Below are 18276 nucleotides of genomic sequence, written 5' to 3'. Positions count from 1 at the left end.
GTAAAGTTACCTTTCTATTAAATTTTTTTTGACATCTTTGAGTGCATTATTGATGCGATCACTCATAAATTGAAAATCTTGTAATGTTTCATCACTAATGTTACTTACTTGAGTTTTTCCTTGTTTGACATATAACAAGATATTATCCTTTTTATCTTTAACTAAATAAGTTTGATTTTGAGTTTGAGTAGCAATCTGATATTTTTCTGTTTGGACTGACATAATGCCATTAATATCCTCTTGTCCAATTGTCTTAACTACACGTTGAGCAAGACTGGTCATCTTATTAACTTTTTCTAATTCATTAATGTCTTGTTCCATTGCTTTAAAAGCATTCTCAAGACTAATATTTTCTTGAATGTATAAATTAGTTACCTCCTGAATTCTATTGAGATATGTGTCTGATTTACCGAGTTTTTCAGCTGCTATATACCAGTCTTGGAGATTTTGTACCGTATTAGCTTTCATCCGCTCGATAATGCTATCCATCGCTCCAACCTGCTGCATATTGGGTTGAGCAGGTGATGCGAGTGCTTGGTCAATATTTGGTTGTTGGCTTTGTTGTGATGAAAAAATGTTCTTGTCTTTAGCAATTAATAAGTTATCTGATACTTGTGTATTGCTAGAAATAATATCGCTACTAACTTTGGTGTTTTCTACAGGATTAAATACTGCGTATCCTTGGGAAGTTTGTTCAACTTTGTACCCTTTTTCTTGAAGATAATTTTGAACTAATTGGTCAGTTCCTTGTGCGTTTCCAACTAGAAAAGAGCTTTTCGCTGCTATTGCCTTATCAAGTAAGGGTTTATAGTGATTTTCAAAGGTTTGGGAAATTTGCTCGCTTGTTACTCCACGCCACGGACCAGATCCGGACACCATAATGATGTCTTCTTTTGAGTAATTTCCTGTGTTGGCGCGTTCCCCCCATGCTTGCTCGTAATTTCGTGTGCTTGAAGGTGTACCGGGGGGTGCAGCTGATTTACCGATAAACTGGGTAGCTATTTGGGCCATCGCAATGTCTTTTTTCATGTGTTCAGCGACGGCGGCGTTTATAGGTTCGAGTTGGGAGAGTGGATTTGTGGGCCGCAGAGCAGTCTGTTGGGACTTGTCCTGCTGGGTTTGTACTGTAGTTTGTTGTGATTTTGCAACTACATATATATACGCTTCGCTAAGGGCTTGAATAAATGCGGATTCTTTACCCTTACCCTCCCACTGTTGATCCTGGGCGTTACTTATGCTTGTACAGTTCTCTAACCAATTGATTCCCCCACGTTTGGCGATCGCCTCAGTTAGCCGGGGGTGTTGTTCGAGTTTAGCCTGAAGCACTTCTACCATTAGCTGGTATTCATCAACTGATGGATGCAACTGCTTTTGGTGATTAAATGCGTGTTCGGCGGATGCGTATGCTACCCCTTGAGGTTTTTGGACATGGGTTTCTACTCCATACTGCCCGGCGGGGGCTTCTGGATTATTTTTGACTGAAACTTGGTAATCGTTTTGCAGCTTGCCTTGTTCTTTGGCGAGTGCAGTGGCAAGACTTAGTGCTACTCCCAGCCCATCTTTGGAGTCGGTGCTGATATTTACTGGAGTTGCGGCTTGTTTTTGGATGGTTGGGAACGGAACAATTTTGCCATTGACATAATCTCCTAGTGGCTCCATGAATAAGCCATATACCTGACTCTTACTCGCTTGAGTTTGGGTCAGTTCTTTTGGTGAATGCTTCTCCCATCTCGCCCAGGCTTGCTGGTAACTTGGGTCTTGAATCATTTGGGTGGTAATTTTGTATTGCTTACCTACCCGAAACGCAACTTGCTCGCCGTTTTTACCTTGGGCGATCGCAATATCTCCCTCTTTGATACCATAAGTTTTTTGGTAGTCTACACCTCTGGTAGTGTGTATCCTACCGTGTCCGCGCATAGCATCGATGGTTGTGTTAACTGGTACTGTGACAGCTTCGCCGTGCAGATGCAGCGAATAAACCATTGGAACTGGTTTTCCAGATATAGTTGGGTTGTCTGGAATCTGAGGATTAGCAGCGCGTGCCGCAGTGGAATTGCCAATGGCGATAATTTCTTCGACAGTTGGTTGGTTTGAAGGGTGTGAGGGTATGTTTTGGGTGACTTCTCTGAGGCTGGTGTAACTGCGCTCTACTTTAATTTCTCCCCCTGGTGTCCACTCGTTAGCTTTGATGGTGAGGTCGTTGTTGCTTTGGACTACCGCACGCGGAGGTTGGTTTGAGGTGAGGAAGTTCTCAAATTTTTGGCGAACGCTGTTTTCTCTGCCCAAATCGTTTTTAATTGACCAGATGTTGATAGACCATCTACCAGCCTCAGTATTCAGTGCAGCGTGTTCGTTCTTGCAGTTAAAGCGGGTTACTGTACCTGACTCAAGTTTAAACTCTTGGTATGGTGCGTCCTGATTCTCTTCCCTAGTCCATGCCATTCGTTCCTTAGCAGCGCGATAGCCCCAGTCAGAATTTCCGATATTGATGCTGCGGGCCTCCGTCGCGGCGTAGGAGTCATCGCGGTGGTAGTTAATCCCAGCACCGGGGTTCTCGGAATAAGTTACCAGCACAATATCAGCGTCAGGATATACTTGCTTAACAAGTTCCATCAACTTGTCGTCCTGCACCCCTGGCTTGAAGTCTTTATCCTTCAAGTCCCATTTTGCACCGATCCAGGCAACTTGTCTCAGTGGTGCATAGTTAGATTTGTCATTTTCAAGTATAGGTTTGAGGTGGGTTTCAAGATGCGATCGCAGCTGTTCTACTTTTTTCTCGCTTATCTTACCCAATATTTCGATAGCTTTAGTTGGATCGGCTTGACGCGAGTTGGGTAGTAATATTGGTTGATTCTTAGCTTCTGCTTGTATATCCGTTATTACTTGTGTCTCAACCGCGTTTTGATAGACTTGTGAAATTTCTGCAACTGTGGCGTTAGTATTTAATTGAATATTAGTTATATTCTTTTCTGATAAAGCTTTAGCAGGAATAATTGGTACTGGAGAATCTTTTTGATTGAGTTCTTTTGGACGGTTAGGAAGTGCTTTTAGAGCTTTTTGGTAATCACTATTTTCTGGAATATGGTTTAATTTTAAAAGACTACCTTCAGTTGCAATTTTTTGATTTAGCTCTGCACTAAGCTGTTCGTAGCGGTCAAAACCATCAACTTCACCAATATTAATAGCTTCTCCCAGCAAAGTATTTAATTCTTCGGTTATTTCTTCACTAATTTCATTTTTATTAAAAATAAATGTAGCTGTGTTACTCTCAATAAAATAATCGTTTTCAGTAGATTTTGATTCTAACCAAGTGGCTACAGCGATCGCGTCTTGTGCGGGGACTACTAATCCAAAAGCTTCTTTAGTTTCTACCTGCGCTCCATCCTGGGAAGTATATTGTTGATTTGGATTATAAAAATATACAGTTTGTTGGGCAATAATTGGAGTGGGTTGTGAGGGTATATCTGCACTTTTGATATGACCACCAGCACGGTTAATAAAGGTTTGTCTTAATTCGCTGCTGATAGTAGTTTCATCAAGTACGAATACAGTCATTCCTTTTTTGGCTTCTAACCGAGCTTGTGATATAGGAAGCTGTTCGTATGATACTCCTACTTTTTCGAGATACTTTTTGGTTTTTTCGGTTAGATTTTCATCAACTGCTAATCCTAAAAGCCCTACTAATTTTTGCTCTTTATCTTGGAACATGATTGTAGGGCGTTCGTTTATTTTACCGAGAATTTGGTTACGTTCTTCTTGCTGCTCGTCTCTGACAGGCTTTTCATTACTTATAAGCTGACTGCGTTTAACCCATTTGTCGGGATATTGTACTGTTTCTGGATCAATTATTATTTTACAGGTACTTTCATTACTGGTAATCTGTACAGGGATAGTGGTTCGTTGTTGGTTTGGGCGAATAATGCCCGTATCAATTAATTTTTGTACAGTGCTACTTTCTTTCCTTTGCCACTGCTTTTGTATATTCCCTTTATTTAAATCAGCTTCGAGACGTTCATTATGCTGACCAATAATACCGAGTGATTGGTCGCCAATTTTAGCAATATAAACGTGCTTTTTATCAAATGCCCGAACTAGAGTTTCTTGAAATGCTTGGTTGTTAATCTCCTGTTTCTTGTATTTTGGATTCGTAATATTAATTCTTAACAAATTGTTCTGAGATGTCTCTGCTATAGCATAGGCATTTTGTCCAGTGATGATGGTTTGAATTTTAAGCTGTAACTGTTGCCCATTCCCAGGCTTTTCTGCTAGCCAGCCTTGAGCAATACCTTCTTTAATTGATTCTTTATCAATATTGCCTAGTTTTTCAGGTTTGTTACCATTTTGAAGATAAATAGTATAGTCTTCCCTGATCAGGTCAACCTTTTCGATTGTTAACATTACAGGTTCATTATTAAACCTTTGGGAATTTCCAAACTTATTAACTTCGCCTACTTTGAAAGTGAGTTCTGGTAGTCCGGGTACTTTGGTTCTAACAGAGGTGGTGTATATTTCACCTTTTTCAATATTGCCAATAGCAATAGTACCAATTGGTAGCCGGGCGTTACTTTGTTCAATATTTCCAAATGTTTTGTAACTACCCTCTTGATTCTGGATTTCAATTACGCTTTTTCCATCTTCAGCTAGATTAAATCGAATACTCTGAGGTTGGTTGTCATTAAAAAACTCACTATTCCGGTCAAACCCAGTGATACTAAACTCGGTAAACTTGAGTGTATCTAACTGACTGATAATCTCTTGAGGAAAGGCAGCAAAGGCGAAATTAGAAACTTTATTTTGGCGATCGCTACTTTTATCATTACCAGTCTCACGAGTAGTTGATACCGCCCAGGTGGCGGCTGCCATTGTTAGCTTTTGGTCTTCTGAAATCGAATTATAAAATTCCTCTGCTATCTGGTAAGATTTTTGGTAAAGAAGTTTAATTTGACCTTCGCTTAGTTCAGGCTGGAATGATATTTTGTTAGATTTTACTTCCTGCCCAAGTGTAATTCCTATATCTTCGAGTTTATTTTCTTGCTCCCTTGCCAGTGTTCCTAATTTTCTAAACTTGGGTTTACCATTCTCATTTTCATTGTTAATTTGAGCATAAACTAAATATTTATGTGGGCGGTTATTGTTGCGTTTATCTTCGGATATTTCTGATAGTTTTATTGTAATTGTATTAGCTTTCCAGATAAATTCATTATCATACTGTAGAAGATTAGTGATACTTACTTGATTACCATTGGCAAGGGTAATATTTACAGACGGCCCTTTTTCAGTTTCTTTTTGTTTAGATAGCTCACTTGCTCGGTTAAATGATTTGTCAAATTCTTTTTTGATGAGGGTAGCTCTTAATCGCTGTTCGTGAGAAAATTCAATCCCTTTAAATAAAGCTTGAAATTGAACGATTTCACGCGATTCGAGGCGAGCTTTTTCAAAATACTGATTGGTTTGAGCAATTAGTAATTCAACAGGAGAATATCCTGTCGGTTGAATTATATTGTCAATATAGACATCTTTCTTCTTATCCTTAATATAGTTGACTTCACGGTTAAGAATCTGACTATTATTGCGAATAATTTCAATTTCAGGTTTTTTGGCACTCTTGAAAAGGTCAACTGCAATTTGATTTTGAAATGCTGCCTCGGCAATCATTTCACGGTACATTTGGGTATTAATGTTCATCGCCGCTATTGCATTGCCTTGGTTTAAGGGTTTTTGTCGAACAGTTTTGATGAACTCTTCCATGTAAGTGCGGTACTTGCTTGGAATCTCCTTCCCTTCAATACCCTTGGATTTTGCCCAGGCTTCTGTTTTGAATAAATCTTCGTAGTGTTTGGCTACCTGCTGTACGTAGTCAATTGAGTCTTTTTCACTACCAAAGTTTTTCAGAATCGTAATTTCTGACTCTAACGCCTCAATTGCGGTAAGGTGATTGTTGATAACACCCACACTAATGCCATCGCTCATGTGGATGGCGATTTCCTCAAATTCTGGCTGACTGCCATCTTCTTGGTAAAAAGATTGTTTTTTAAGTTTGACAGTTGGAGCGTAGGCGTTTTCAGGAAGGTTACGCTCTTTTGCTTCCGTGGTGAGGTTGGGATACTTGGTTGCCCGCTCGAAGCCGATACAATCACCATCGTAATCGCGTGCCTGACGCTCTTGTTCGGACTCTTGAGGAAGAATATCTAATTCATAACCAGCTGATTTTAGTTCTAAAATATACTGATTAAATTTGTTGGTAAACTCGATTTTATCTTGAGTTTCGAGCTTACTAATATTTTGGTCTAAGTAATTTTCAATACCTTCTAAGTGGATATTTTTTCCTTGAGCTTCTGACAGGATAGATTTAATTTGCTCATTGAGGCGGTTGTAAATGCGATCGCTTGTTTCGTCCGAGACAGCGATCGCACCAGCGAGAGGTTGGCCATCAGGCCCAAGGATATCTTCTACAATTTTGTTAGTTGAGACGCACAGACCATTTGAGTTGAGGAAAGGGGAGCGGAAGTTGAGAACTTCTTCACTATCTTGATAATGCGGTATGGAAATTTCCCCGTTTTGCAGGTCTTTGGAGGGAATGACCATTGCTCGCTCAAACGTTAACGTCTTGCCGATGGCGATTTCTTTCCACTCGTTTTGGACGAACCGCGCGAGTTCGCGCTGTACTTTCTCAATTTCGAGAAGTTGCCCCTCTCCTTGCAGGTCAGCTTTGATGAGTTTATAAATAAACGAGTCAGTAGCAATGCGATCGCGCAAAGTTTCTAACTCTTCTGCTAATGTTGGATCTTCTGCTGCTTGTTCTTCTAGTGTGCTTGCTTGTTCTTCAAGAAAGGCTTTCCGCTTCTCGTACTTTTCGCAGTAAAGTTGTGCAAGTTGCCGAGGATCATCCTGTGCTTCTTTAAGCTTTTTGGCTTCAAGTTCTAGCTGTTCTGTAAAGTCTTTCAGTCCGTTAGGGAATGAAGCGAGTAACTGCGATATAGCTGTCTTGCCGAGTTCAGATTGTGATTTTTCACCTAGCCAGATATTTTGCCTGTACAATCCAGGGTTAATTTGAGGCTTAGTCGGGCCATTAGGATTGTCTTTATCAGTTCCCTTGAACGCAGATAAGGGAAGAATTAGATCAATTTTAGTTGAGTTATTGGAGTCTTGATAATTGAGGATTTGCTCAAGATTAGCAGGGCGTAGTGTACCTTTACCAAAACGGTATTTCTGATCATCTCCGTCTCGATCAGTCCAACCGAAGCGGTGCTGAATTACTCGATATTTATCACCTTTTTGATGTTTGGTTAATTCGTGATACAGTTCTTTTGATATTTGTCCGTAACAGTCTCCTGTTAACCGATATGCTTGGTCATTACTGATAATGCCGCCATTTTCACCATTATTATCATCAACTATTAAAATATTTAACTCTTTATTGACAGCATTTCTACATGAACCAAGAAAGATAGACCCGTAAGCACCTCTATCTTTGTTATCAGGGCATAATTGTCTAATTGTATCTAGGCATTCTTCGGGGCCATATAATAACCGAGTTTTTGATGATAATAATAATTTATGAGCTTCAGGATGATTAGTTAATTGTTCCACAGTAGACTTTTCGTCCATATGCCCGAACGAAAAGTTTACCCCAGGAAAGAAATGTTCTAATAGGGTATTATTAAGTTCTTCTTTTAAGAGCGAATCTGGATTATTTGTATTACCATCTGTATGAATCAATTGATTTAATCTAGTGTCAAAATGTTTAGCTTGAATTGTCATATATGAACAATTAAACTTATAAAATTAAAGATAAATTTTTACTTTTTGGCACTAAAATACCCGTAGAGTTTAATTTTACTTTCTCTTTATCAGTAATCTATTCAACAAATTTCTAATTTCTATCTACAAAATAAATATGACTTTTTATACAATGAATTGCAATTTTTACTGAGAAAATATTTCCTAAAGACATAGTTCAGCGTAGCTCTAAAAATTTATACAGTAAAAAAATATACATAATTTTTGATTACTTCTTGCTTAACGCTGAATCAGTAGTAACATTTTTCATGTTTGCCACTATGGTTATGTTTACAGTTTGAAGTAGTAGTCTGTAAAGTTTGAATTGAGGGATAAAGTCAGGGAGAATAATCTAAAAGCAATAGCCCCAGAGGACACCAAGCACTAATGCCGAAGAAAAAGTACATTGTCCCTTGACAGATCAAGAGCGAGTGCAACTAGAAGAGTTGACTAAGAAAGGAAAAGCTGCCGCCTACAAAGTGAACCATGCAAGGATTATGCTCTTGGTAGACACTAACCGCATAGAAGGCAGGGCTGTTTCATTCCTTTTCAAACAGGATTTGTCAAGATGGTTAGCGATAAAAATCATAAGTATGAGTAACGATGAAACAGACTTTTAAGCACATAAATAACAGTGTGGTTGTCTATTTTCTGGATACGCAAGTAGCAAAATCATCAATTTTATTTTGCTATAACCCTTGATTTTTATAGCTTATTGGGGAATGAATCAGCTCTGGCGATTGACAGAGTAGTAGAAAGGAACTGGTTGAAATTGACAATGCATAAGTTCTATCTGAAACAAGCATTCAAGCCAAGGTCTTGAATAAAATTCAAAGTTAGTGTCTTATTTTTATTTCACCAGAGACATAAAAAAGGGATATTATGAAGGTAGAGTGAAAGATTTTATTAAATATAGTTCTGTAACTCCTAACAATTTTGTATCACTGCCACACAAAGTATAGATAACACTCCGTAGAGAGATTTTAATGTGAGTCCTAGAGCAACTAGCCAACAAACATCTGCAAAAACAAGAAAGCCTAGAGCGAAAAAAGAAGATTCACAAGATGTAGTTTCTGAAACTACGTTGTTGGTAGATAAAAAAAAAGATTCTAATTTTGCTGCTATCACGAAAATACTCATAGACGAGATTATCATACCAACAACTCAACCCCGTCGCTATTTTGCAGCTAAAGCAATGCAATCTCTGGTAGAGTCTGTCAGGCGCGATGGTATCTTAGTCCCCCTTTTGGTACGACCAGTGGGAGATAAATATGAATTAGTGGCTGGTGAGAGAAGATACAAAGCTGCAAAAGAAGCATCTTTTTCCGAAGTGCCAGTAACTATACAAGAGATGTCAGACTCTCAAGCAATACAATATGCACTGACGGAGAATTTACAGCGTGAAGACCTGAATCCTGTAGAGGAGACAGAAGGAATTTTAGATTTACTGGCTTTGAGACTAGACACTGATAGGGAAGGAGCCATTTCGTTATTAAATAAAATAGCGAAAGTCAAACGAGGTTTAGCGGACAACGATGTCCGCCCAGAAGATTCATTTTTAGTTGAAGAAATATTTAAAACCATTGGCAGAATAACTCCTGAGGCATTTAGAACCCATAGGCTACCCCTGCTCAAACTTCACATTGATATATTAGAGGCTCTCCGCTCTGGGCAAATTGAATATACTAAAGCAAGAGAGATAGATAAGGTTTCATCAGATTCTGAACGTATGGAGCTTTTAGAAGCTGCCATCGAGCATTCATTATCATTAAGCCAAATTCGAGAGCAGGTAAAAGCTTTACAACCACCATCTGAAAGTGGAGACCTACAAAAACTTTTGGATAAGACTTACAAAAAAGTCAAAAAGTCTAAGGTATGGTCTAATCCTGATAAACAAGAAAAGTTGAAATCTTTGCTGGCAGAACTGCAAGGGCTTCTGAGTACAGAAGATTGATGTAGTAGTGAAATAAGCAAAAATTAGCCTCAAAGGTACTGTAAGCCTATCTAACTTTTGTAAAATCTTTGTGTAAATATTTCTGAAGAAGTAAAGAAATAACCGCCTAGTTGACGCAGAATTTTTAAAGTATGTATTACTTGTTCTGTGTTGGTTTTTTGATAATAGGGAAAATAGGTTGGTTAATTACAATACCCAACTAACATATTAATACCGAAAAATCAAAATACATTATTTGCATACGATACATCTATCAAAAGATAGATAAATTATTTCTAGTTTGTATAACATCAATTTTTAGGCGAATTTTTGAATTGTTCTAGTTCGGGAATATTGTATCTTCTTGCTGTTTTTGTGCGAGTTTGGAAAGCAAGAAATACAAGTATTTTTATTTTTTATTTGTTTATCTTTCTTTGAAACTCATAAGTATTGGATATGTGAATTGTCCATTGATTAAATCCAGTTCTAATATTTTAAAGGCATAGATTTATGCTTGATCGCCCAAGCCAAAATGATAGTAAATCAGCCACAGAGCAGGATAAAAACTACTTCGCACCTACCCAGGCTGTATCCTTACCCAAGGGGGGAGGGGCAATCAAAGGAATGGGTGAGAAGTTTGCAGCTAACCCCGTAACTGGAACTGGCTCCATGAGTGTACCCATTGCCACCAGTCCCGGTCGCTCTGGGTTTGGCCCGCAACTGTCGCTTTCCTATGACTCCGGGGCGGGCAATGGCATCTTTGGCATGGGCTGGAGCCTTTCACTACCGTCGATTACTCGCAAGACGGACAAGGGGTTGCCGCGTTATTGGGACAGCGAGGAGTCAGATGTTTTTCTCCTTTCGGGAGCGGAAGACTTGGTGCCTGTGCTGAAAGTGGATGGCACAGTCGATGAAACTATTCGAGATGGCTACCGCATTCGCAAGTATCGTCCTCGCATTGAGGGGTTGTTTGCTCGAATTGAACGTTGGACGAATGTAGAGTCGGGGGAAATGCACTGGCGATCGCTTTCCAAGGACAACATTACAACGCTGTATGGCAAGACGGATGAGAGCCGCATTGCTGACCCTGCTGATCCAACCCATGTGTTTAGCTGGTTGATCTGCGAGAGCTATGACGACAAGGGCAATGCGATTCGCTACAGCTACAAGCCTGAGAATTCTGAGGGAATTGATATTGCCCAAGCTCACGAATACAACCGCACGATCGAGAGTCGCTCAGCTAATCGATATCTCAAACACATCTACTATGGCAATCGCACTCCCCGACAACCCAATGAAGATTTGAGTGCGCGAACGGATTGGCTGTTTGAAATCGTGTTTGATTATGGAGAACATGATGTAGCGAATCCCAAACCGAGTGATGCAGGGCTGTGGACGGTGCGGAACGATCCGTTTTCTTCTTACCGATCGGGCTTTGAAGTGCGGATGTATCGCCTTTGTCAACGGGTGCTGATGTTCCATCACTTTCCTGATGAGGCAGACGTAGGCAGTAATTGTTTGGTGCGATCGCTCGACTTTACCTATTCCTACGAACAAAACCCCACCAGTGTCCGCAATCCTATTTACTCGTTATTACTTTCAGTCCAGCAGACGGGCTACAAACGAAATCCTGAAGGCGGCTATATCCAGAAATCCTTGCCGCCTCTGGAGTTTACCTACAATGAAGCCAACATTGATGAAACAGTACGTGAAGTCGAACCTGCCAGTTTAGAAAATCTGCCTTCTGGGATGGATGGCACAAAATACCAGTGGGTCGATTTAGATGGAGAAGGATTGTCGGGAATTTTGACTGAGCAAGGCAGTGGGTGGTTTTATAAGCGCAATCTCAGCCCAGTTAATACCATCCAAATTGATGGCTCTAAGCATGTTGAGGCACGCTTTGCCCCAGTTGAGTTAGTAGCTAGTAAACCTGCAACTGCTCTTTCTAATGGCGCACAGTTTCTTGACTTAGCAGGGGACGGTCAACTTGACTTGGTAACTTTACGCAGTCCCATCCCTGGTTTTTACGAACGTACTCACAACGAAGGTTGGGAATCATTTGTTGCTTTTAAGTCTTTGCCCAACCTGGATTGGGATAACCCGAATTTGAAATTTATTGACTTAGATGGTGATGGACACAGCGACATTCTGATTACAGAAGATGATTGTTTTGTTTGGCATCCATCTCTAGCAGAAGATGGGTTTGGGGCAGCAGAACGGGTACATCAACCTTGGGATGAGGAGAAAGGACCGCGCATTGTGTTTTTTGACAGTACCCAGTCAATTTATCTGGCGGACATGTCGGGGGATGGGCTGACGGATATTGTGCGGATTCGCAATGGGGAGGTGTGTTATTGGGCAAATCTGGGATATGGGCGATTTGGTACTAAGGTGACGATGGATAATTCGCCTTGGTTTGATGCGCCGGATATTTTCAACCAGCGCCGGATTCTGTTAGCTGATATTGACGGTTCTGGGACGACGGATATTTTGTACCTGAGTGGTAAAGGGGTACAGGTTTATTTTAATCAGTCAGGCAACGGTTGGGCGGCGAAGCGCACGTTGAGGTATTTCCCAGCGATCGACAATGTGGTTTCGGTGACAACGCTTGATTTGCTGGGTAACGGAACTGCTTGTTTGGTGTGGTCATCCCCATTGCTAGGAGATACGACCCGTGTGATGCGCTACATCGACCTAATGGGTGGGCAGAAACCGCATCTGCTGATCAAGACCGTCAACAACCTGGGTGCAGAAACGGTGGTGCAGTATGCGCCTTCGACTAAGTTCTACTTGGAAGATCGGTTAGCGGGTACGCCCTGGATTACAAAGCTGCCGTTCCCGGTGCATGTGGTGGAGCGGGTGGAGACACGGGATTATATCTCTGGTAATCGCTTTGTGACTCGCTATGCCTACCATCACGGTTATTTCGACGGTGAGGAGCGGGAGTTTCGAGGGTTTGGGTTTGTGGAGCAGTGGGACACTGAGGATTATGGGGTGTTCCAGCAGGGAGGCGGTACCAATGCTTTGGAGCAAGCTCTGCACGTTCCTCCGGTAGTGACAAAGACTTGGTTCCACACCGGAGTTTATATCGATCGCGATCGCATCTCCAACTTTTTTGCTGAGCAGGAGTACTATCGAGAGCCTCAGTATCGTATTCCTGACAATGCAACCGAGGCAGAACGGCAATCCCGTGAGGCAAGGTTTCAAACCACATTGCTGCCAGATACGATTTTGCCATTGGGGTTGACGGTTCAGGAAGAGCGGGAGGCAGTGCGATCGCTCAAAGGTCGCATTCTCCGACAGGAAATTTATGCGCTGGATGGTTCAGACAAGGAAGAACATCCCTATAGCGTGTCGGAGCGTAACTACGAAATTCGCTTGATTCAGGGTCAGCAAGCAAATCGTCATGCGGTATTTTACGCCCACGATCGCGAAACGATTGATTACCACTATGAACGCAATCCCAATGATCCCCGAATTACTCATGCGATCACTCTGGAAGTGGATGAATTTGGCAATGGGTTGAAGAGTGTGGCGATCGCCTATCCTCGTCGTACTCCAGCTTATTCAGAGCAGGGCAAAACCCTGATTACTTACACCGAGAATCAGGTGACGAATAAGCCTGATGAGGAAACCTGGTATCGCATTGGTATCCCGATCGAAACTCGCACCTATGAACTGACGGATTATGCAAAAACGGGTAGTCGGTTTCAGATCTCCGACTTTGTGCAACCCGATCCAGTCAAACCAGGCAGCCTGATTCTCATTTCCGATGGTGAAGTCAATTACGAAGACCAGCCCACCAGTGGCATGCAGCGGCGGTTAATTGAGTGGGTGCGATCGCGCTATCGTCCCAATAATCAAGCAAACACGACCGATCCCACGCTGCTTCCTGTGTGCGAAGTGGAATCGCTGGCACTCCCCGGTGAAAGTTTCAAACTGGCGTTTACACCTGGATTGCTGACACAGATCTATGGCAGCAAGATCAGTACAGGTGACTTGAATGCGTTGTTGTTAGCAGAAGGCAAGTATACCCAAGAGGATGGGGGTTGGTGGATTTCGTCAGGACGGCAGACATTTGATCCAGTCCAGTTCTATCTACCTACGCAAGTCAAAGATCCCTTTGGGGGCATTTACACCACTGTCTATGACACCTACGGGTTGTTAGCAGAGCAAACACGAGATGCATTGCCTGCCCCTCAAACCAATGTGATTCAAGTGCGGAATGATTATCGGGTGATGCAACCCTGGGAAGTGACTGACCCAAATGGCAATCGCGCTCAGGTGGCGTTTGATGCATTGGGGATGGTGGTGGGTACTGCCGTAATGGGAAAAGTTGCGGAGAACAAGGGCGATAACCTGACAGGCTTTGTGGCGGATTTGGATGACAGTGCGATCGCCAATCATATCGATAATCCGCTGACGAATCCTCACGAAATTTTGGCGAATGCAACTACACGATTGGTGTATGACTTAGAACGGTATCGTCGCACTCGGCAAGTTTTACCCGATGGTTCAGAAACCGGACAGCCCGTCATAGTTTACACTCTGGTACGAGAAACCCACACCGCCGATTTAGCAGCGGGAGAACAGACCAAAATTCAGCACAGCTTCCTGTATTCGGATGGGTTTGGGCGGGAAATTCAAACGAAAGTGCAGGCAGAACCAGGACCCGCTCCGGTGCGCGATGCAAACGGGGTGCTGCGGTGCCAGCAAAACTTGGTAGAAACCAATCCTCGTTGGGTCGGAACAGGTCGCACGATTTACAACAACAAAGGCAAACCCGTTAAACAATACGAACCCTTTTTCAGCCCAACCCATACCTACGAAACCGAGCAAGGGTTAGTTGAGTGTGGCGTTACGCCGATCATTTACTACGATCCGCTGGAGCGGGTGATTCGCACTGATTTACCCAATGGCACGTTCTCAAAAGTGGAGTTTGATGCCTGGCAGCAGAGCACCTGGGATGAGAACGACACGGTGTTGGAGAGTGATTGGTATCGCGATCGCGGCAGTCCTGATCCCACCGCATCTGAACCCGGCAATCAGGAAACACGCGCTGCCTGGTTAGCCGCAAAACACGCCAATACACCGACGATCGCCCATCTCGATACTCTGGCACGACCGTTTTTGACGATCGCCGATAACGGATTTGCCCCAGATGGTACGGCTCAGAAATATGAAACGCGGGTGGAATTGGATATTGAAGGCAATCAGCGATCGGTGATGGATGCTCTGGGACGGAAGGTCATGGTCTATGACTACGACTTGTTAGGGCACCCCATTCGGCAGCGCAGTATGGATGCGGGCGATCGCTGGATGTTGAATAATGTGGCTGGCAAGCCGATTCGCAAATGGGATAGCCTCAATCGGATGTTTAGCACTCGCTATGATCCGCTTCAGCGTCCGACTCATGTTTTTGTGCAGGTAGGAACGGCTACTCCTCGGTTGCTAGAACGCCTCATTTATGGCGAAATCCACTCAGAAGCAGACCGCAATCTCAGAGGGCAAGTGTACCAGCACTTCGATAGCGCGGGAGTCGCGGCAAATGAGCGGTATGACTTTAAGGGCAATCTCTTGCAAAGCAGTCGTCAGTTCGCGCAGAACTACAAGGAACTGGCGGATTGGATCGCGTTGCGAGATTTGACAGACTTGGGAGCAATCACGACCGCTGCCAACCCTCAACTGGAATCGGAGCAATTCACTGCATTCACTAGCTATGATGCGCTCAATCGTCCGACTACGTTAACAACACCACACCACAACGGCATTCGTCCCAACATCATTCAACCAGGCTATAACGAAGCCAATTTGTTGGAAAAAGTGGATGTGTGGTTGCGCCAACCTACAGCACCCACTGGGTTACTCACCCCTTCTACTGCCGATCTCCACGCCGTTACCAATATCAATTACAACGCCAAGGGACAGCGCACGCTGATTGAGTATGGCAATCAGGTGAGAACTCGCTATGACTATGATGACAAGACGTTTCGCTTAACTCGCCTGTTGACTATTCGTCCGCAATTTAGCGAAGACGAAAACCAGAGCGCCCAAGATTTACGCTACAGCTACGATCCGGTGGGCAACATTACCCACATCTATGACCATGCCGATATTCAAAATATTATCTACTTCCGCAATCAACGAGTCGAACCCAGTGCCAGCTACGAATACGACCCGCTCTATCGCTTGCTGAAAGCCTCTGGACGAGAGCATTTGGGACAAACAGGTGGCGCATTGAATCCTCCTCGCCAAACCGATCACGATGATGGGTTTCGGATGAATCTGTCTCATCCGAGTGATGGCAATGCGATGGGCAATTACACCGAGCGCTATGAATATGATGCGGTGGGTAATATCCTCGCAATGATTCATCAGGCAGCAAGTGGAGGCTGGACACGCCACTATGCCTACAACGAACCCAGTTTGATTGAAGCCGGAAAAGTCAACAACCGCCTCAGCCGCACCAGCTTACCCGGAGATTTACCAGGAGTTTTGGGTGCTCGCTACGAATATGATGCCCACGGTAACATGACTCGAATGCCCCACCTGCCTCTGATGCAGTGGGATGACCATGACCAGTTGCAGGCAAGTTCAAAGCAAGTGGTGAATAATGGCGGTACTCCTGAAATTACCTATTACGTTTACGATGCCAGCGGTCAGCGAGTGCGGAAAGTCACGGAGGGGCAAGCCCCAGCAGGCGCAACTCCAACCCGGATGCAAGAGCGGCTCTACTTGGGTGGGTTTGAGATTTACCGAGAATATGAGAGTGACGGCACCACTCGCAAACTGGAGCGGGAAACGCTGCACGTCATGGACGACAAGCGACGAATTGCGTTGGTGGAAACCAAAACATTAGATACAGATGATAGCAGCAATCTCAACATTTCTCTCATTCGCTATCAATATGATAATCACCTTGGCTCTGCCTGTTTAGAACTAGATGAGGTAAGAAATGTCATCTCCTACGAAGAATACTATCCCTACGGCAGTACCTCTTATCAAGCCAGACGCAGCGTAGCAGAAGTGGGGTTAAAACGTTATCGCTATACGGGCAAGGAACGCGATGATGAAACTGGGCTTTACTACCATGGTGCTAGATACTATGCATCGTGGCTGGGAAGATGGGCAGCAGCAGATCCTATTGGGATAGTAGATGGAGTAAATGTGTATGCCTATGTTAGTGGAAATCCAATTAGGCGATTGGATCATGATGGAAGACAACATATAGACATTGGTGATGATCCAGCACTTCAAGCCGCAGCTAGAGGCGTACATGATGCCCGTCCAGATCTTGCACAAGCTTCTGCTCCTAGCGTCCCTGCTGGACCACCAGTCACGTATGATCAGGCACGTCGTCAAGCAGCGAGCGGTCAACGTGCTTTTCGACAAGCGCAGGGTTTAAGTGGTCGAACTATTCAAGCTGGTCACACAATGCGTGTAGATCAATCTGTGACAACACAACTTCCACGACAGGTTAGAGATGATCCTTCCACAATGATGGCTTTACACAGTAGATCGAGGCGAACTCATCCTGGGAGAGAAGTTGACATCACAGATCAAGCTGGGAGAACGCTTCAAAGGACTCGTCATACGGGTCAAGAAATGTTAATACAAGAAGAGACAGCAAGATCTTCGCCCGGAGGAACACCAACTCGGGAAGGTCAAGTATCAGCTAGTCAATCTGTGCGTTGGCGTACTCAGGGCACTGGTTGGGATGAGCGAGAGGCACGTCAGATAACCTCAAGTCCGAGGAGAACTGAGTCACAGCGTATTGCAAGTAGCCCAGCAGTAGCGGCACGGCGACAACAACAAGCAGCTTCATCTGGTTCAGTGCCTGCTGCCGCTACACCTGCACGAAGTGGTGGTTCCCCAAGAAGTGGAGGGAGTTCAACTGGATCTTCTACCCCTAGACCTATTGGAAGTACAGTTCCTTCACCAAGTGTTGGAGCATCTTTGATGACAGGTGCCGGAAACACTGCACTTGCTGCAACCAGAACCTTAGTTCCTGGAGTAGCAGAAGCAGAGGTTGTTTTAGGAACTGGCTCAATGTACGCATATAGTGCTGGCTATACAGCAACTGGTGCTGCTTTAGGGACGGCGGCTGCTTATACACCAGTTGTAGGCGCAAGCTTGGTAACTGGTGCTGCAGTTGGAAACCTGGCAGAAGGAGGTGCTAGGAGTTTAGGAGCTAGTAGCGAAGTTGCTGAGGGCGCAGGTGCATTAGCAGCTACTGCTTCAGGAGCAGCAGTAGGCGCTCTTGTAGGTTCGGTTGTACCTGGCGTGGGCACAGCAGCGGGAGCAGCGGTAGGTGCTTTAGCTGGCTGGGGAGGCTATGTAATTAGCAAATACTTCTAATGAGATTTTCCAACTTCGTAAAACTCGAAAGTGCGATCACCCGATCTTGTAGCTTGGGTTGAGGAAACAAAACTCAACATTACCTCTCAAATACACCAATAGGACTTACGCATTGACAAAATGGCAAAAGAGTGGATTGATAAAAAGTATCATCTACTCACTAGGTATCGAACAATCAGAGAAATCAGCAAACCCTCGACAGCACA

3 protein-coding genes and 1 pseudogene are annotated in these 18276 nt (G+C 43.6%); 3 read left to right on the top strand and 1 reads right to left on the bottom strand.

All coding sequences use genetic code 11. The annotated features are described in order from the left end of the window. Window positions 1-6 precede the first annotated feature (6 nt). Window positions 7-7761 (bottom strand): hypothetical protein, encoded by a 7755-nt coding sequence (locus tag H6G14_RS15410; RefSeq protein ID WP_190568240.1) that lies wholly within the window; start codon window positions 7759-7761, stop codon window positions 7-9. Between the two features lie 405 nt (window positions 7762-8166). On the opposite strand from H6G14_RS15410, the pseudogene H6G14_RS15405 reads away from it, so the two are divergent. The 3 genes and pseudogenes from H6G14_RS15405 to H6G14_RS15395 all read left to right on the top strand — a co-directional run. Further along, window positions 8167-8309, top strand: a pseudogene (locus H6G14_RS15405) (IS630 family transposase); the annotation flags it as partial. Window positions 8310-8767: 458 nt separating this feature from the next. Beyond that, window positions 8768-9733, top strand: coding sequence for a ParB/RepB/Spo0J family partition protein (locus H6G14_RS15400; RefSeq protein WP_190568239.1), 966 nt, complete (start codon window positions 8768-8770; stop codon window positions 9731-9733). Between the two features lie 489 nt (window positions 9734-10222). After that, window positions 10223-18070 (top strand): SpvB/TcaC N-terminal domain-containing protein, encoded by a 7848-nt coding sequence (locus tag H6G14_RS15395; protein ID WP_242053447.1) that lies wholly within the window; start codon window positions 10223-10225, stop codon window positions 18068-18070. The last annotated feature ends 206 nt before the right edge of the window (window positions 18071-18276 follow it).

The organism is Nostoc parmelioides FACHB-3921, assembly GCF_014696625.1.
Taxonomy (GTDB): domain Bacteria; phylum Cyanobacteriota; class Cyanobacteriia; order Cyanobacteriales; family Nostocaceae; genus Trichormus; species Trichormus parmelioides.
Note: the sequence above shows the minus strand (reverse complement) of the source record. Positions and strands in the feature narration are given on the sequence as shown.